The organism is Streptomyces sp. Tu 3180, from assembly GCF_009852415.1.
In the GTDB taxonomy this organism is placed as follows: Bacteria; Actinomycetota; Actinomycetes; order Streptomycetales; family Streptomycetaceae; genus Streptomyces.
Map to the genome: position 1 here is coordinate 7,493,835 of NZ_WOXS01000002.1, position 16,785 is coordinate 7,510,619.

Annotated in this window: 13 protein-coding genes; 10 read left to right on the top strand and 3 right to left on the bottom strand. The window is 74.0% G+C overall.

Going from position 1 to position 16,785, the window contains the following annotated elements:
* Nucleotides 1-13: 13 nt before the first annotated feature.
* Nucleotides 14-364: a GNAT family N-acetyltransferase gene (locus GL259_RS34000; RefSeq protein ID WP_347814635.1), complete on the top strand. Its 351-nt coding sequence runs from the start codon at nucleotides 14-16 to the stop codon at nucleotides 362-364.
* A 15-nt stretch (nucleotides 365-379) separates the two neighbouring features.
* Nucleotides 380-1,018 (top strand): aspartate/glutamate racemase family protein, encoded by a 639-nt coding sequence (locus GL259_RS34005; protein ID WP_159537140.1) that lies wholly within the window; start codon nucleotides 380-382, stop codon nucleotides 1,016-1,018.
* A 606-nt stretch (nucleotides 1,019-1,624) separates the two neighbouring features.
* Here GL259_RS34005 and gndA read toward each other — a convergent pair.
* Nucleotides 1,625-3,064: an NADP-dependent phosphogluconate dehydrogenase gene (gene gndA / locus GL259_RS34010; protein ID WP_159537142.1), complete on the bottom strand. Its 1,440-nt coding sequence runs from the start codon at nucleotides 3,062-3,064 to the stop codon at nucleotides 1,625-1,627.
* Nucleotides 3,065-3,431: 367 nt separating this feature from the next.
* Here gndA and GL259_RS34015 point away from each other — a divergent pair, with 367 nt between their 5' ends.
* The gene (locus GL259_RS34015; protein ID WP_159537144.1) at nucleotides 3,432-4,664 is read left to right on the top strand and encodes a transglycosylase family protein; all 1,233 of its coding nucleotides are present in this window, start codon (nucleotides 3,432-3,434) and stop codon (nucleotides 4,662-4,664) included.
* On the opposite strand, the gene GL259_RS34020 is transcribed toward GL259_RS34015, so the two are convergent.
* Nucleotides 4,654-5,847, bottom strand: a complete 1,194-nt coding sequence (locus tag GL259_RS34020; RefSeq protein WP_208026554.1) for a DMT family transporter — start codon at nucleotides 5,845-5,847, stop codon at nucleotides 4,654-4,656. The genes GL259_RS34015 and GL259_RS34020 overlap by 11 nt on opposite strands.
* A gap of 210 nt (nucleotides 5,848-6,057) precedes the next feature.
* Between GL259_RS34020 and GL259_RS34025 the strand changes: the two genes are divergently transcribed.
* The 6 genes from GL259_RS34025 to GL259_RS34050 all read left to right on the top strand — a co-directional run bounded on the left by GL259_RS34025 (nucleotide 6,058) and on the right by GL259_RS34050 (nucleotide 15,470).
* Nucleotides 6,058-6,810, top strand: coding sequence for a (2Fe-2S)-binding protein (locus GL259_RS34025; protein ID WP_243762477.1), 753 nt, complete (start codon nucleotides 6,058-6,060; stop codon nucleotides 6,808-6,810).
* A 38-nt stretch (nucleotides 6,811-6,848) separates the two neighbouring features.
* Nucleotides 6,849-8,000 (top strand): glycogen synthase, encoded by a 1,152-nt coding sequence (gene glgA, locus GL259_RS34030; protein ID WP_159537148.1) that lies wholly within the window; start codon nucleotides 6,849-6,851, stop codon nucleotides 7,998-8,000.
* A 51-nt stretch (nucleotides 8,001-8,051) separates the two neighbouring features.
* Nucleotides 8,052-9,272, top strand: coding sequence for a glucose-1-phosphate adenylyltransferase (gene glgC / locus GL259_RS34035; RefSeq protein WP_159537150.1), 1,221 nt, complete (start codon nucleotides 8,052-8,054; stop codon nucleotides 9,270-9,272).
* Nucleotides 9,273-9,494: 222 nt separating this feature from the next.
* Entirely contained in the window at nucleotides 9,495-12,125 is a 2,631-nt protein-coding gene (locus tag GL259_RS34040; RefSeq protein ID WP_159537152.1) for a PA14 domain-containing protein, read from the top strand.
* A gap of 274 nt (nucleotides 12,126-12,399) precedes the next feature.
* On the top strand, nucleotides 12,400-13,818 hold the full coding sequence (locus tag GL259_RS34045; protein WP_159537154.1) for a wax ester/triacylglycerol synthase family O-acyltransferase: 1,419 nt from the start codon (nucleotides 12,400-12,402) through the stop codon (nucleotides 13,816-13,818).
* A 158-nt stretch (nucleotides 13,819-13,976) separates the two neighbouring features.
* Entirely contained in the window at nucleotides 13,977-15,470 is a 1,494-nt protein-coding gene (locus GL259_RS34050; RefSeq protein WP_159537156.1) for an SDR family NAD(P)-dependent oxidoreductase, read from the top strand.
* A gap of 41 nt (nucleotides 15,471-15,511) precedes the next feature.
* Here GL259_RS34050 and GL259_RS34055 read toward each other — a convergent pair whose 3' ends face one another.
* Nucleotides 15,512-15,961, bottom strand: a complete 450-nt coding sequence (locus GL259_RS34055; RefSeq protein ID WP_159537158.1) for a hypothetical protein — start codon at nucleotides 15,959-15,961, stop codon at nucleotides 15,512-15,514.
* 472 nt (nucleotides 15,962-16,433) lie between these two features.
* Between GL259_RS34055 and GL259_RS34060 the strand changes: the two genes are divergently transcribed.
* Complete coding sequence (locus GL259_RS34060) at nucleotides 16,434-16,607, top strand: hypothetical protein (protein ID WP_159537160.1); 174 nt, start codon at nucleotides 16,434-16,436, stop codon at nucleotides 16,605-16,607.
* Nucleotides 16,608-16,785: the final 178 nt, after the last annotated feature.

A 16,785-nucleotide genomic window follows, 5' to 3' on the forward strand; every position in this document is an offset into this window, starting at 1 on the left:
GCAGGAGCGTGACGTGGCCATGGGTGACATCGAGATCCGCGACGACCGGGCGGCCGGCCGGCTCGAGGCGGTGACGGGCGGCGAGGTCGTCGGCCGGATCGAGTACTTCGTCCTCGACGCCCCCGGGCGCGCGCTGGTGCCGGTGCACACCGTCGTGGAGCCCGCCCACGAGGGCAAGGGCATCGCGGGCTCCCTCGCGCGCGAGCTGTACGCCGTCGCCGCGCGCGAGGACAGCGCGGTCGCCCCGCTCTGCCCGTACGTCGCCAGGTGGGCCGAACGCCACCCCGACCAGGCCCCGGCGGCCGGCCCGGAGCTGACCGGGGCGGCGAAGGAGTGGCTGGCGGCCCACCCCGGACGCTTCTGACCTCAGGCCGCCCGCGTGCTCGCCCTCCTGCACACCTCGCCCGTCCACGTCCCCGTCTTCGACGCGCTGCGCGACGAGGACCTTCCCGGCCTGGAACTGCGGCACCTCGTCGCCGAGGACCTGCTGGACCGGGCCCGCCAGGCCGGTCCCGCGGCGGTCGCCGAGGACGTGCGGGCGAGGGTCCGGGAGGCCGTCGACGGCGGGGCCCGGGCCGTGCTGTGCACGTGCTCGACCATCGGCGGCGTCGCGGAGGCGGCGGCCGCCGAGGCGGGGGTTCCCGTGCTGCGCGTCGACCGGCCGATGGCGGCCGCGGCCGTGGCCGCCGGCCCCCGTGTCGTCGTCCTCGCCGCCCTGGAGAGCACCGTGCGGCCCACGGTGGCACTCCTCGAGGAGGAGGCGCGGCGCGCCGGCCGCGCCGTCGGGGTGCGCACCGTGCTGGTCGAGGGCGCCTGGGCCCGCTTCGAGGCGGGCGACCCGGAAGGGTACGCACGCCGGGTCGCGGACGCGGCCGACGAGGTCACCGGCGCCGACGTGATCGTCCTCGCCCAGGCCTCCATGGCGCCGGCCGGGCGGCTCTGCACGACCCCCGTCCCGGTGCTGTCCAGCCCGCGCCCCGGACTCGCGGCGGGTGCGGCGGCGGCGGGCGTCCCGTAGTGGCGCCCGGGGCGGGAGCGGGCGTCCCGTGGCGGCTCCGGCCTCCGTCGCCCGTTCGTCGGGCACGCCCGTTCGTCGAGCACGCCCGTTCGTCGAGCACACCTGCTCGTCGGGTGCGCCACCCGGGCCCCCACCGTCATACCGGCGGGTGACTGAGGGCGCCGCCCCCGGGTAGGCGGGGCAGTAGTCCAGAGCCGACGTCGACCGACTGGCCGGAGGACATCCGTCATGACCGAGCCGTACCCGGACCCCGTTCAGCCGGGTCCCACTCCGGGACCCGCCCCGGGCCCGGACCCCTCGCACCCCCAGCCCCATCCGGTGCCGCCCCCGGAGCCGCCCCCGGGCCCCGAACCACCACCGGGTCCCACGCCGCCACCCCCTCATCCCGCCCCGCCGCCGCACCCGGGCCCGCCCGAACCCCCTCCCTCACCGATCCCGCCGGGGCCCGAGCCGGTGCCCGACCCGGAGCCCGGACCGCCGCTGAGCTGAACCGGTCCGCGCACACGGGAAAGCACGGGGGAACGGGCGAAGGGCGGGGACGACCGCCGTGGCCGTCCCCGCCCTTCGCCGTGCGGTGCGCCGGTCAGCGCGTCCCGCCGCGGTCCGTCACGCGGTCACCTCCGACCGGTCCCCGCCCCACAGCGTGTGGAACGAGCCCTCGCGGTCGGTGCGCCGGTAGGTGTGCGCGCCGAAGTAGTCCCGCTGGCCCTGGGTGAGCGCGGCCGGCAGGCGCTCCGCGCGCAGGGCGTCGTAGTAGGCGAGGGCCGCGGCGAAACCGGGGGTCGGCACGCCCTGGCGGGTCGCGGCGATCAGCACCTCGCGCCAGTCGTCCTGCGCGTCGGCGATCTCCCGCGCGAACGTCTCGTCGGACAGCAGGCTCGGCAGGCCGGCGCGCGCGTCGTAGGCCGCGCGGATGCGGTCCAGGAAGGCCGCCCGGATGATGCAGCCGCCGCGCCAGATCGCGGAGACCGCGCCGAGGTCGATGTCCCAGCCGTACTCCTCGCTGCCCGCGGCGATCTCGTGGAAGCCCTGCGTGTACGACACGATCTTCGACGCGTACAGCGCCTGCTCCACCCGGTCGGCGAACGCCGCCGCCTCCGCCTCGCCCAGCGGCGCGGCCTTCGGGCCGGCCAGACCGCGCGAGGCCTCGCGCAGCGCCGCGTGACCGGACAGCGAGCGCGCGAAGACCGCCTCCGCGATGCCCGACACCGGCACGCCCAGGTCGAGCGCGATCTGCACGGTCCAGCGGCCCGTGCCCTTCTGCTCCGCCTGGTCCACCACCACGTCCACGAACGGCTCGCCCGTGGCCGCGTCCACGTGGGAGAGCACCTCGGCCGTGATCTCGATCAGGTACGAGTCCAGCCGGCCGGTGTTCCAGGTGCGGAAGATCTCCGCGATCTGCGCGGGGGAGTACCCGGCGACGTCGCGCAGCAGCTGGTACGCCTCACCGATCAGCTGCATGTCGGCGTACTCGATGCCGTTGTGGACCATCTTCACGAAGTGGCCGGCGCCGTCGGGGCCGACGTGCGTGACACAGGGCGCCCCGTCGGCCGCCTTGGCGGAGATCTTCTCCAGCATCGGGCCGAGGGAGTCGTACGACTCCCTGGGCCCGCCCGGCATGATGCTCGGCCCGTGCAGCGCGCCCTCCTCGCCGCCGGAGACGCCCATGCCGACGAAGTGGATGCCCTGCTCGCGCAGCGCCTTCTCCCGGCGCCGGGTGTCGGCGAAGTGGGCGTTGCCGCCGTCGATGATCATGTCGCCGGGCTCCAGCAGCGGGGCGAACTCCTCGATCACGGCGTCCGTCGGCTCGCCGGCCTTCACCATGACGACCAGCCGCCGCGGCCGCTCCAGCGCCGCCACGAACTCCTTGGCCGTCTCGGCCGCCACGAAGCCGCCCTCGTGACCGAACTCCTCCACCAGCGCGTGCGTGCGCGCCGCCGTCCGGTTGTGCACCGCGACCGTGTAGCCGTTGCGGGCGAAGTTGCGCGCGAGATTGCGGCCCATGACCGCGAGACCCGTGACGCCGATCTGCGCTGAACTGCTCATAGGGTTGGCTCCTAGTGCCCTTGGTGTCGGTACTGCCGGGGTGTCGGTGCTGCCGGCCGGTGCCCGCCAGTCCTGCCGTCGACCATCCTGACGTGCCGTACTTCCGTCCGCACGCGCGGATCGTACGACTCCGCGCGCGCAGGCACATACGGGCGGAAGCCCTCCGCGCACTCACCCGGCGCACGCCCCCACGCTCCCGCGGACGTGCGCACCCACCCGCGCGTGCGATGTCCGGCTGCGACAGCGGGGCGCAACGAGCGGACGATCCAAGCCACTTGGCGCAACCGTGCGGCCGATAGCCGTCTTGTCACGGCCAGTTCGCAACGCATACTTTTGCCGCTCCTGACGCATTGTCGAGGGGGATTCCATGGCCGTGCGCGGCCGGCACCGCCGGTATCAGCCGAACAGGATCAACCGCGCCTCACTCACCGTCACCGCGGGGGGTGCCGGAATGGCGCTCCCGCTGATGGGCACCGGCGCCGCCCAGGCCGCCGACGTGGAGACCTGGGACAAGGTCGCCGCCTGCGAGTCGAGCAACGACTGGGACATCAACACGGGCAACGGCTTCTACGGCGGGCTGCAGTTCACCCAGTCCACGTGGGAGGAGTTCGGCGGCACGCGGTACGCGCCGCGCGCGGACCTGGCCACCAAGGACCAGCAGATCGCGATCGCCGAGAAGGTCCTCGACGGCCAGGGGCCCGGCGCCTGGCCGTCGTGCTCGGTCCGCGCCGGACTGGCCCGGGGCGGCGACACCCCCGACATCCGGCCGGCCGCCGACAGGTCCGACCGCGACGGCGGGAAGAAGAGCGGGAAGACCGGCCGGTCCTCCGTCGAGGACGTGAAGCCGCACACCACGCCCCAGTCCCGCGCGGGCCGCGCCGAGATGTACACCGTGGTCCACGGCGACACCCTCTCCGGCATCGCGGCGGACGAGCGGGTCCGGGGCGGCTGGCGGGGACTGTACGAAGCCAACCGCTCGGCCATCGGCGCCGACCCCGACCTGATCCTGCCCGGCCAGCGGCTGGCGCTGCCCGACGGGGCCTCCGAGGCCCCCGAGCGCCGGCCGTCGAAGCAGGCCGGGCCGGCCGAGAAGAAGACCGAGAAGAAGACCGAGAGGAAAAGCGGGGAGAAGGCCGGGAAGCAGACCTCCCCGCAGCGCACCGATGACCGTGCCGACCGCGCCGCCAAGACCGGCGGCACCCTGGTCGCCCCGGTCAGCGCCTCCCTCGGCACGCCGTACCACAAGGCCGGGTCCGCCTGGTCGAAGGGCTACCACACCGGGGTCGACTTCCCCGTGCCCACCGGCACGTCCGTGAAGTCGGTCGCGGCGGGCCGCGTCGTCAGCGCGGGCTGGGAGGGGTCGTTCGGCTACCAGGTGGTCGTCCGGCACGCCGACGGCCGCTACAGCCAGTACGCGCACCTGTCGGCGATCTCCGTGAAGAGCGGTCAGCCGGTCGTCGCGGGCCAGCGCATCGGCCGCTCCGGGTCGACCGGCAACAGCTCGGGCCCGCATCTGCACTTCGAGGTGCGGACGGGGCCCGGTTTCGGTTCGGACATCGACCCGGTCGCCTACCTGAGGGCGGGCGGCGTCAGGATCTGACGCGCATCCGGTGCCGGTCCACCGCCGGCACCGGCACGTAGGGGCCGCCGTAGAAGGGCCCGTACGACACCAGCGGCGCCGGGGCGGGCTCCGGCCCGTCCGGCGTCCCGGGGGAGGGCACCGGGAGCGGCACGCGCACGTCCCCGGGGAGTTCGAGGGCGGCCAGCAGCCGCTCGGCGGGGTCGGTCCGCGGTCCCGCGGCCACCACGGACCGGGCGGCGAGGACCGTCCCGGGAACGGGGTCCGGGACGGAGACGGCGGACCCGGACGGCAGGTCCCCGTCCCGCGCGGGCGGGAGTCCCGGGAGTCCTTCGTTCAGCGCGGGCCGCGCGGCCGCCGTCCGCTGCTGCTCGCGCGCCAGCCGTTCCGTCGTCAGCAGGATCAGTCCGCCGGCCGCGACCACGCCGCAGCTCAGCGCGAGCGCCGTGCCCGTCGCGCCGTAGCGGAAGGTCTCGCCGAACATCGTGATGCCGACGGCCGCCGCCACCACCGGGTTCACCACCGTCAGCGTCGCCAGCGGCGCCGCGAGTCCGGCACCGCGGTAGGAGGCCTGGGACAGGAGCATGCCGGCCGTGGCCAGGACGCCGATCACCGCGAGGGACGGCAGGTCCGCCGCCGAGACCCCGCCGGTCCAGTCGACCGCGACGGTCTTGGTGAAGACCGAGGACATGCCGAACGCGACACCGGACGCGGTGGCCAGCAGGATGCTGCGCACCGCGGGATGCCGGTGCGCGGCCCGGGCCGCGATCATCAGCGCCACCACCGCGGCGGCCGTCACCAGCGCGGCCGCCACCCGCTGGGGGGTGTCCAGCGACTGCGCGTCGGACGCGCCGACCAGGGAGAGCAGACCGGCGAGGCCCACGGTCGCCATGACGGCGCCGCGCCACGCGGTCGCCCCGGCCCTGCGGCCCACGAACAGCGCGGCCATGGGCAGCGCGAACACGATGGTCAGGGCGCCCAGCGGCTGAACGAGGCTCAGCGGACCGTAGGCCAGCGCCACCACGTGCAGCAGCCCGCCGAGACCGTTGAGCGCGACCGCTGCCCACCAGCCCGGCCTGCGCAGCGGCGCGTACTGCTGCGCACCGGACGAGGACACCGCGACCTGCTCCTGCACGATCGCTCCGCCGGCGTACGCCACCGCGGAGACGAACGACAGCAGCACGGACAACGCGAGGGCGCTCATCGGCTGCTCCTCTGCGTGAGGCCCGGGCGCGGGACCCGGCGCGGCGAACGGTCGGCTTCCATGACCAACACGATGCCCTGTCCGGTTGTTCCCGTCGTCGTCCCTGAGCACTCAATGAGTCCTACTGCCGATGGAGTACGACGACGACCCCGTCATCCCCAGGGTGGGTGCCCGTGGACGGAGGGCCCCTGGTTGCTCCCCCTAGGGGACTTGGTACTACTGCACGTCGTGGACCTCGACCCCCGTCTCACCGCCCTCCGCAGCGTCGGCGGCTTCTTCGTCCTGCGCACGGCGGCGGCCGTCCTGCGGCTGCCCACCCTCGCACAGGTGTACGCGCCGCAACGCCCGGAGGTTCACGGTGACTTCCTGGCCTCGCGGGTACGTGTGGTCGCCGGCGCCCTCGGCACCACCGAGGCGCGGGTCGCCGCCTCGGTGGCCCAGCAGGGGCTCGCCGCCCGCCTGTGGTCGGTGACGCTGGGCTGCGCCGCCCTGTACGGGTCGGTCCCCGACCTCGCCCCGCGGCTGTTGCACTGGGACCCCGACGGCACCGCCCCGGACGACCTGTGGCTGACCGGCGTACGGGCACGGCCCGGCGACGCGGCGACCGTCGCGGACGTGGTGCTGCACGGCCACCTCGAACCCCTCGCCGCGGCCCTGCGCTCCCGCCACCGCCTCGCCCGCGGCCTGCTGCGCGGCAACGCGGCCTCCGCGCTCGCGGGCGCCGCCCGGGAGCTGGACCGCTGGGGGCGCGGCCACGGCCGTGCCGACGTCGCCGCCCGCGCCGCCGCCCTGGCCGCCGAACTCCTCGCGCACCCCCTGCTCGCCGGGACCGGAACCCTCACCGGCACCGCCTTCCGGCGCCGCAGCTGCTGCCTGTACTACCGGGTGCCCGCCGGGGGCGTCTGCGGCGACTGCTGCTTCCCGCGGCCGCCCCGCTCTTCCCCACGCGCCCCGTCTGAGTGACCATGAAGGAAACGTCCGCTCAGACAGGGGGTTCACGGGTGCGAGTGGGACTGCTGACCCGGGAGTATCCCCCGGACGTGTACGGCGGCGCCGGGGTCCACGTGGAGTTCCTCGCCCGGGAGCTGCGGCCCCTGGTCGACCTCCAGGTGCACTGCTGGGGCGAGGGCCGCACGGACGGCGTGCTGCGCCACCGGTCCTGGCCCGCGCTCGACGGCGCCAACGACGCGCTGCGCACCTTCTCCGTGGACCTCGCCATGGCCGACGCCCTCCGGGGCTGCGAACTCGTCCACTCCCACACCTGGTACGCGAACCTCGGCGGCCACCTCGCCAAGCTGCTGCACGGCGTCCCGCACGTGATGACCGCCCACTCCCTCGAGCCGCTGCGCCCGTGGAAGGCCGAGCAGCTCGGCGGCGGCTACGCCCTGTCGAGCTGGGCCGAGCGCACCGCCGTCGAGGCCGCCGACGCGGTGATCGCCGTCTCCGGCGCCATGCGCGAGGACATCCTGGGCTGCTACCCGGCCCTGGACCCCGGCCGGGTGCACGTGGTGCACAACGGCATCGACACCAGCCTGTACCGCCCGGACCCCGGGACCGGCGCCCTGGACCGGATCGGCCTCGACCGCTCCCGTCCGTACGTGCTGTTCGTCGGCCGCATCACCCGCCAGAAGGGCGTGCCCCACCTGCTGCGGGCGGTCCGCGGCATCGACCCGGCCGCGCAGGTCGTGCTGTGCGCGGGCGCCCCGGACACCCCCGAGATCGACCGGGAGTTCCGCGAGCTGTACCAGGAGCTGTGCCGGGTCCGCGAGGGCGTGCACTGGATCCCGCGGATGCTGCCCCGCCCGGAGGTGATCCAGCTCCTCACCCACGCCGCCGTGTTCGTCTGCCCCTCGGTGTACGAACCGCTCGGTATCGTGAACCTGGAGGCGATGGCCTGCGGCACCCCGGTGGTGGCGTCCCGGACCGGCGGCATCCCCGAGGTCGTGGCGGACGGCGGGACCGGAGTGCTGGTGGAGGTGGACGACGACTTCGAGGCGGGCCTCGCACGGGCCCTGGACTCGGTCCTCGGCGATCCGGACGCCGCGCGGCGGATGGGCGAGGCCGGGCGGGAACGCGCGGTCCGGGAGTTCGGCTGGGACGCGGTGGCCCGCCGTACGGTCCGGCTCTACGAGGAGATCCTCAAACAGGCTTAGTCCTGCCGGTCCGGGGCAGTCTTGGGGAAATTCGGCGTGAGGAGAGCGGCCATGCGTCGTGGGGGTCCTTCGGTCCTGGGAATCGTGCTGGCGGGTGGCGAGGGCAAGCGCCTGATGCCCCTCACGGCGGACCGCGCCAAACCGGCGGTCACCTTCGGCGGCACGTACCGCCTGGTGGACTTCGTCCTGTCCAACCTCGTCAACGGCGACATCCTGCGCATCTGCGTGCTCACGCAGTACAAGTCGCACTCGCTGGACCGGCACATCACCACCACCTGGCGGATGTCCAGCCTGCTCGGCAACTACGTCACGCCGGTCCCCGCCCAGCAGCGCCTCGGCCCGCGCTGGTACCTGGGCAGCGCCGACGCCATCCTGCAGTCGCTGAACCTGATCCACGACGAACAGCCGGAGTACGTGGCGGTGTTCGGCGCCGACCACGTGTACCGCATGGACCCGCGCCAGATGCTCGCCCAGCACGTCGAGAGCGGCGCCGGGGTCACGGTGGCCGGGATCCGGGTGCCGCGCTCGGAGTCCTCCGCCTTCGGGGTGATCACCCCGGGGTCGGACGGCCGGACCGTGGAGGGCTTCCTGGAGAAGCCCACCGACCCGCCCGGACTCGCCGACGACCCCGAGTGCGTGTTCGCCTCCATGGGCAACTACCTCTTCACCACCAAGACCCTGGTCGAGGCGCTCCAGCGGGACGCCGAGGACGAGAACTCGGTGCACGACATGGGCGGTTCGATCCTGCCCCAGCTCACCGAGCGGGGCGAGGCCCACCTGTACGACTTCAGCTCCAACCACGTGCCCGGCGAGACCAGCCGGGACCAGGGCTACTGGCGGGACGTCGGCACCCTGGACGCGTACTACGACGCGCACATGGACCTGATCGCCGAGCGCCCCGCCTTCAACCTGTACAACCGCCAGTGGCCCATCTACACCCACTCCGGCCAGCTCTCGCCCGCCCGCTTCAACGCCGGCGGCATGGCGAGCGAGTCCATCATCAGCGCGGGCTGCCTGATCCGGGGCCAGGTCACCCGGTCCGTGCTGTCCCCGGGCGTGGTGGTCGATCCCGGGGCCGTGGTGCAGGGCTCGGTGCTGCACGACAACGTCCACGTCGGACGGGGCGCGGTGGTGCGCGGCGCCGTCCTCGACAAGAACGTCGAGGTGCCGCCGGGCGCGACGATCGGCGTCAACCCGGAGCGGGACGCGCAGCTGTACACGGTGTCCCGGGGTGGGGTGATCGCCCTCGGGAAGGGACAGCGGGTGCCGTAGCGGCGTACGGGCGGCGCGTGGGCCCCGGTCGGTCGTGTGACCACCGGGGCCTTTGTCATGTCCCTGGACGAGCAGCGAAATCCGTGCTGTTATGACAATTGCTGTTCATGACAACGTTGTACAGCCATGCGCAGCGCACACAACAGAACACAAGGAAACGTCGAGCACTGAGCACCACGTACTGAGCAGCGAGCCGTCACCTTCCTCACCGACGGAGGATCCGTGCGCATCAGACGACTCAGAAACCGTTTCGCGCTTCTCCTGGCCGCCGCACTGGGAGTAGCCGGACTCACCGCGACCGGCCCGGTCGCGACCGCGGCGGAGGACGACCCGGTGGAGGTCCACGGGCTGAAGGGCGAGTACTACACCCACTCCGCCCCCGGCGCCTTCGACTTCCACGAGCTGAAGGCCACCGCCTTCGACCCGCACCTCGACTTCGACAACCTGGAGCCGCGCCTGAACGTCACCACCGGCCGCTCGGACGACGTCAGCGTCCGCTGGACCGGCAGGATCGTGCCGGAGAGGACCGGCGCCCACACCTTCTCGGTCATCGGCGACAACGGCTTCCGCCTGTGGATCGACGGCCGGCTCGCCATCGACCACTGGGTCGACGACTGGGACCGCGAACAGACCGCCGAACCGATCGAGCTGGTGGCCGGCCGGGCCCACGACATCAAGGTCGAGTACTTCGAGCACTACGGCGGCTCCAACCTCCACCTGCGCTGGACCGAGCCCGGCGGCACCAAGGAACCCGTACCGCAGTCGGCGTTCCGCCTCCCCGAGGGCTTCGACTACGACGGTGCCCTCGCCGCCACCGTCCTCGCCTCCGGCCGCACCCTGAAGCTCGACTTCCCCCGGCCGCTCGCCGCGCCGCCGGCCGGCTTCACCGACCACCTGAACGCGGTGATCGGCGGAGCGAAGTGGCCCCTGAAGTCGGCGGAGCCGGACCCGGCCGACCCCAGGGCGCTGCTCGTCACGCTCGCCGAGCCGGTCGTCGGCAACAGGACCGGCACCGCCCGCGGCAGCGCCGACGTCCGCTACGACGGACGGGGCGGCCTGACCGCCGCCGACGGCGACCCCGTGGACGCGTTCCTGAGCAGCGGCCCCAACCGCTCCACCCACGAGCTGCGCACCGGGTGGGCCGACGAGGTGGGCCCGGACAACGCCCTGCCCGAGTACCCGCGCCCGCAGCTCACCCGCGACGCGTGGCGCAACCTCAACGGCCGCTGGCAGTTCGCCGCCGCCGAGGAGGGCGAGCGGCCGCCCGTGGGCAGGACGCTCGAGGAGCGCATCCTCGTCCCGTACCCGGTGGAGTCCCAGCTCTCCGGGATCCAGCGGCACGAGGACCGCATGTGGTACCGCCGCACCTTCACCGTCCCGCGCGACTGGCGCATCGGCTCCGACCGGCGGCTGCGGCTGAACTTCGGCGCCGTCGACTGGCGCTCCGAGGTCTACGTCAACGGCACGAAGGTCGCCGCGCACGAGGGCGGCTACGACAAGTTCAGCGCCGACGTCACCGACGCGCTGAAACCCGGCCGCACCCAGGAGCTCATCGTCGGCGTGTACGACCCCACCGACGCCGCGAACGGCGAGAACCCGCCGCTCGGCAAGCAGCGCCTGGACCCCAGCGGCATCTGGTACACGCCCAGCTCGGGCATCTGGCAGACGGTCTGGATGGAGCCGGTCGCCCGTGACCACGTCGACTCCCTGAAGCTGGTCCCGGACGTGCCCGGCGAGCGGCTCACCGTGGAGGCGAAGGGCGTGCGCGACGGCGTGCCGATCACGGCGACCGCGTACGACGGGCGGCGCAAGGTCGCCAAGGCGACCGGCCGCACCGGGCAGCCGCTGACCCTGAGGATCGACAACCCCCGCCTGTGGTCGCCCGACGACCCGTTCCTGTACCGCCTGGAGGTCACCGCCGGCGCCGACCGCGTCGGCAGCTACTTCGGGATGCGCTCCATCGCCGTCGAGCAGGTGGACGGCGTGCCGCGCACGGTCCTCAACGGGAAGCCGGTCTTCCTGATGGCCACCCTCGACCAGGGCTTCTGGCCGGACGGCCTGCACACCGCGCCCACCGACGAGGCCCTCGCGTACGACCTGCGCAAGCACAAGGAGCTCGGCTTCAACTCGGTGCGCAAGCACATCAAGGTCGAACCGGACCGCTGGTTCTACTGGGCCGACCGGCTGGGGCTCATGGTGTGGCAGGACATGCCGTCCATGACGGCCGGGGTCGACCCGAGCCCCGAGGCCCGCGCCCGCTACGAGCGCGAGATGAAGCAGATGATCGACGAGCACATCAGCAGCCCGTCGGTCGTCATGTGGGTCACCTTCAACGAGGGCTGGGGCCAGTACGACGTCGGCCGGATCGCCGAACAGGCCAAGGCCTGGGACCCCACCCGCCTGGTCAACAACCAGTCGGGGCTCAACCTCGGGGCCGACGGAGGCACCGGCGACATCATGGACGAGCACGGCTATCCCAGCCCGGCCCTCCCGCCCCGCCCGGACGGGAAGCGGGCCCTGGTCAGCGGCGAGTACGGCGGTCTGGGCCTCGCGGTGCCCGGACACGCGTGGTCGGTGCAGCAGTCGTACGTCGACGTCGACCCGGCGACCTACACCGACGACTACCTCACCAAGCTCGACGAGGTGCGCGCGCTGGTGTGCCGGGGCAGCAACGGCGCCGTCTACACCCAGATCACGGACGTGGAGGGAGAGCTCAACGGCCTGCTCACCTACGACCGGCGCGTCATGAAGCCGGACGTGGCCCGGGTGAAGGCCGCGCACGAGGCCCTGATCCGGGACGCCTCCCTGGAGCGGCCCGCGGGCTGCCCGGCGGCACGGGACGCCGCCCGGTGAGGGGTTCCCCCGGCGGCCCGCGCCCGTCCGGGTGGCGTGGGTCACCCGGGAAGGCGCGGATCGCGCCGCCGTAGCCCCGTCGGTCACTCGGATTCCGCCCCTTCCGCCGTACGGCGGAAGGGGCGGAGACGTCACATGGTGTTAACTATGTGTAGCCAGATCGTACTTGACCGTAATCGGCCGGAGGCGATTGACTGCTGATCCGTCCCGCGCCCGGTCCGTCCCGTCCGGGCGTCCCGCCCGACCCCTCCCGCCGCCGATGAGAGGCAAGCCCGTGACCGCAGACCCGCTCGCTCCTCTCGACCTGGCGTTCTGGAACCTGGAGTCCACCGGCCATCCCATGCACCTGGGGGCGCTCGGGGTCTTCGCGGCCCGCTCGCCCTCCGCGAGTGCCCACGCGGCCGACCTGCTCGCCGCCCGGGCCGCCGCCGTGCCCGGACTGCGGATGCGCATCCGGGACGTGTGGCGGCCGCTCACCGCGCTCCCGTCGCTCCGGCCCCCGCGGCCGGCCCCCGGCGAGTCGCTCGTCTCCGCCCTGCGCCGTCCGCTCGCCTCCGCCCTGCGCGGGCCGTTCGCGTTCGGCGGTGCCGCGCGGGAACCCGACCCCGGCTTCGACCCCCTGGACCACGTCCGGCTGCACGCCCCGGCCGCCGACTTCCACGCCGCGGCCGGGGGGCTCATGGAACGCCCGCTGGAGCGCAGCCGGCCGCCCTGGGAGGCCCATGTGCTGCCGGGAGAGGACGGCGCCTCGTTCGCGGTGCTGTTCAAGTTCCACCACGCCCTCGCCGACGGACTGCGCGCGCTCACCCTGGCCGCCGCGCTGATGGACCCGATGGACCTGCCCGCCTCCCGGCCCGGTCCGGCCGAGCCGCCGCGCGGGCTGCTCCCGGACGTGCGCAGGCTGCCCGACCTCGTCCGGGACGCCCTGTCCGACGCCGGGCGGGCCCTGGACATCGGCGCCGCCGTCGCCCGCTCCACCCTCGACATGCGGTCCTCGCCCGCGCTCGGCTGCGCCCCCAGCGGCACCCGCCGCACCGCCGGCGTGGTGATCGACCTCGACGACGTGCACCGGATCCGCAAGAGCGCCGGCGGCACCGTCAACGACGTACTGATCGCGGTCGTCGCCGGCGCGCTGCGGCGCTGGCTCGACGAGCGCGGCGACGGCAGCGGGGGCGTCGCGCCCCGCGCCCTCGTCCCCGTCTCCCGGCGCCGGCCGCGCACCGCCCACCCGCAGGGCAACCGGCTCTCCGGGTACCTGCTGCGGCTGCCCGTCGACGAGCGGGACCCGCTCGCCCGCCTCGCCCTGGTGCGCACCGCCATGGACCGCAACAAGGACGCCGGTCCCCACCGGGGCGCCGGTGCCGTCGCCCTGCTCGCCGACCACGTGCCGCCGCTCGGCCACCGGCTCGGCGGGCCGCTGCTCGGCCAGGCGGCCCGCCTCTGGTTCGACGTCCTGGTCACCAGTGTGCCGCTGCCCGGCTTCGGCCTGAAGCTCGGCGGCGACCCGCTCGGCGCGGTCTTCCCGCTCGCGCCGCTGGCCCCCGGACACTCCCTCGCGGTCGCGGTCTCCACCTACCGCGGGCACGTCCACTACGGCCTGGTCGCCGACGGCGCGGCCGTCCCCGACCTCGACCGGCTGGCCCGTGCGGTGTCCGAGGAGGTGCGGACGCTGATCACCGTCTGCGATCCCTGACCGCCGTGCCCGTCGGCCCGTCCCCCTCCGGGGCGCTCCGGCCGGTGCGGGTCATCCGCCCGGGTTTGGTACTGCGGCCCGGTGCTCCGTAAAATCCCCCGTTCGACAGCGGGCGCTACCGGAGCGCCGCGACGGCAGAGCAGGGAACGGCAGCGGCGATGACGGTGACAGAGGACGGCCCCCGGGCCACGGACGCGGTGGCACACGGGCCCGGTATCGACCCGGAGCGGCTCGCCGTCTGCCTCAGCGTGCTCGAGGAACTCGACAGGCTCGACGTCGACCACCCGGACGCGATCCTGGTCCGCCGGGCCACCTCGCACATCTACCGCACCGTCAAGCAGCGCCGCCGCCAGGAGCGCCGCGCCGCCAAGACCGCCCACGACAGGGCGGTCACCGAGGCCACCGCGACCGGCTCCGCCGAGCGCATCGACGACGAGACGGAAGGCATCCTGCCGTCCTCCCGCGTGGCGCCCGGCCGGATCGCGGGGATACTCCGGCGTCCCCGCTCCTGCTACGTCTGCAAGGCCCGCTACGTCGAGGTCGACTACTTCTACCACCAGCTCTGCCCGAAGTGCGCCGCCGAGAACCGGGCCCGGCGCGACGCCCGCACCGACCTCACCGGCAAGCGCGCCCTGCTCACCGGCGGGCGCGCCAAGATCGGCATGTACATAGCACTGCGGCTGCTGCGTGACGGCGCGCACACCACGATCACCACCCGCTTCCCCAAGGACGCCATCCGCCGTTTCCGGGCCATGGACGACTCCGCGGACTGGATCCACCGCCTGGAGGTCGTCGGCATCGACCTGCGCGACCCGGCCCAGGCCGTCGCGCTGGCCGACCGGGTCGCGGAGCAGGGCCCGCTCGACATCCTGATCAACAACGCCACCCAGACCGTACGCCGCCTGCCGTCCGCGTACGCCGCGCTCGTGGAGGGCGAGAGCGCCCCGCTGCCGGCCGGCGAGCTGCCCGCCCACCACGTCATCGGCGCCTTCGGCTCCGGCGCGGTCGACGGCCTGACCGCACTGCCCGTCGGCGCCGGTGGACTCGACGCGCAGAAGGTCGCCGACCTCGCCCTGGTCGCGGGCAACGCCAGCGTGGCCCGGCACCGTGACGGCACCGCCATCGACGCCGGTGGCCTGGTCCCCGACGTGGTCGACACCAACACCTGGGTGCAGACCATCGAGCAGATCTCCCCGGTGGAACTGCTGGAGACCCAGCTGTGCAACTACACGGCGCCGTTCATCCTGATCAGCAAGTTGCGTCCGGTGATGGCCGAGGCCGCGCGCCGGGCGTCCGCGGGGCGCGCGTACGTCGTCAACGTCTCGGCGATGGAGGGCGTGTTCGCCCGCGGCTACAAGGGCGCGGGCCACCCCAACACCAACGCGGCCAAGGCGGCCATGAACATGGTGACGCGGACCAGCGCGCAGGAGATGTTCGACACCGACCGCATCCTGATGACGTCGGTCGACACCGGCTGGATCACCGACGAGCGCCCTCACTTCGACAAGCTGCGCCTCGCCGAGGCAGGCTTCCACGCCCCGCTCGACCTGGTCGACGGGGCGGCCCGCGTCTACGACCCCATCGTGCGCGGCGAGGCGGGCGAGGACCTGTACGGCGTCTTCCTGAAGGACTACGCGCCCGGCAAGTGGTGACGGCGGCGGACGGGCCGGCGGCTCGCCGGCCCGGCGGGCCGTCAGTCGACCGCGCCCAGGTGTGAGTTGCGCGCCGCCAGCAGCTCCAGCACGGTGCGCCAGTCCTCCAGGACCCCGGCGTCGAAACAGGCGGTGCGGGCCTCCTCGTCCGCCGCGCGCAGGGTGAGGAGGTCGTCGTCGGCGGGCAGGCCGGCCCGGGGCCGGCGGCGGACCAGGTCGGCGACCCGCTCGCCGAGCAGGGCCCGTATCGCGTCCGCCGTGCGGTCGGCCCGTGACGCCGCCTCGCCCGGCCACAGCAGTCGGCCGACGGGCCCCACCAGGCCCGCCACCTGGAGCTCCTTGTCCGCGGGCCGGCCGCGGCGCAGCAGCGCGGCGGTCCGCAGCGCGTGCTCGTGGGCGTCGGCCGGAGCGCCGCCCCGGCCCGGCACCTGCCGGGTGCCCCGGCACGCGTACAGCAGGTCCATCAGCTCCTCGACGGTGCGCAGCTCCATGCGCCGGTCCTCCCGGGAGACAGCCGTTGCCGTGCGGCAGCAGACCATGACGAGCTTGCGCGTCGGCCAACAGGACCTGAACTCCGCCACGACCACGCCGCCTTGCCGAAAACATCGACGCCATGTAGTCCGGACGAGTGACCGAACAAAGGGCCCTCATGGTGACATGGGGGCATATGGGAGGGCGCCGACTGCTGCTCGAAGTGTGATTGTTACCCTCGGTTTCGAGCCCCATCGAGCGGGGGGCCGCTCATTTGGTTACCCTGATGCGGACGGGCAGCAACAAAGGGTCCTACCCACACCCACGGCCCGTCATGGGACAAGCCGCTTCACAACGGCCTGCTCTCCCTCGAGTTACCGGCGCCACCGCGTCCGAACCGCTTTTCGACCCAGGCCCGAGCGGACGTCGGGCGCGCGGCGGCAGGACCGGCGCGGCACGTCCCTAGGGTGACCGACACAGAAGGAGTGCGCGGTGACACCGGAGAAGACGAAACGAGAACAGCGCCCCAAGGAACGCCCGGAGCGCGCGGGCCGCCGGCCCGGGGAACTCGGCAGCCTGGACGTGTGGGCCCGGTCGGCCCCGATCCGCCTCGCGGGCTACGAGGACGACCTCGCCGAGCCCCACATCCTCCCCGGCGTCGACTGACCTCCGCCACCCCTTCGTGCTCACCGGACGCACGGGCGTACCGGACCCGCACCCGTGCTGACCGGGGAAGCCGCCGACGGCGACCGGCCGGGCGACCGGCCGTTGCGGCACCGCGTCGTCACCGTGGACGGGACCCGCGCGCGGGACCCGGGCGCCCTCCGAGGAGGGCGCCCGGGCC

What these genes read in the sequence shown, in the direction of transcription:
- GL259_RS34050 (WP_159537156.1), top strand. Translation starts at nt 13,977, where the DNA reads ATGACGGTGACAGAGGACGGCCCCCGGGCCACGGACGCGGTGGCACAC.
- glgC (WP_159537150.1), top strand. Translation starts at nt 8,052, where the DNA reads ATGCGTCGTGGGGGTCCTTCGGTCCTGGGAATCGTGCTGGCGGGTGGC.
- GL259_RS34020 (WP_208026554.1), bottom strand. Translation starts at nt 5,847, where the DNA reads ATGAGCGCCCTCGCGTTGTCCGTGCTGCTGTCGTTCGTCTCCGCGGTG.
- GL259_RS34015 (WP_159537144.1), top strand. Translation starts at nt 3,432, where the DNA reads ATGGCCGTGCGCGGCCGGCACCGCCGGTATCAGCCGAACAGGATCAAC.
- gndA (WP_159537142.1), bottom strand. Translation starts at nt 3,064, where the DNA reads ATGAGCAGTTCAGCGCAGATCGGCGTCACGGGTCTCGCGGTCATGGGC.
- GL259_RS34055 (WP_159537158.1), bottom strand. Translation starts at nt 15,961, where the DNA reads ATGGAGCTGCGCACCGTCGAGGAGCTGATGGACCTGCTGTACGCGTGC.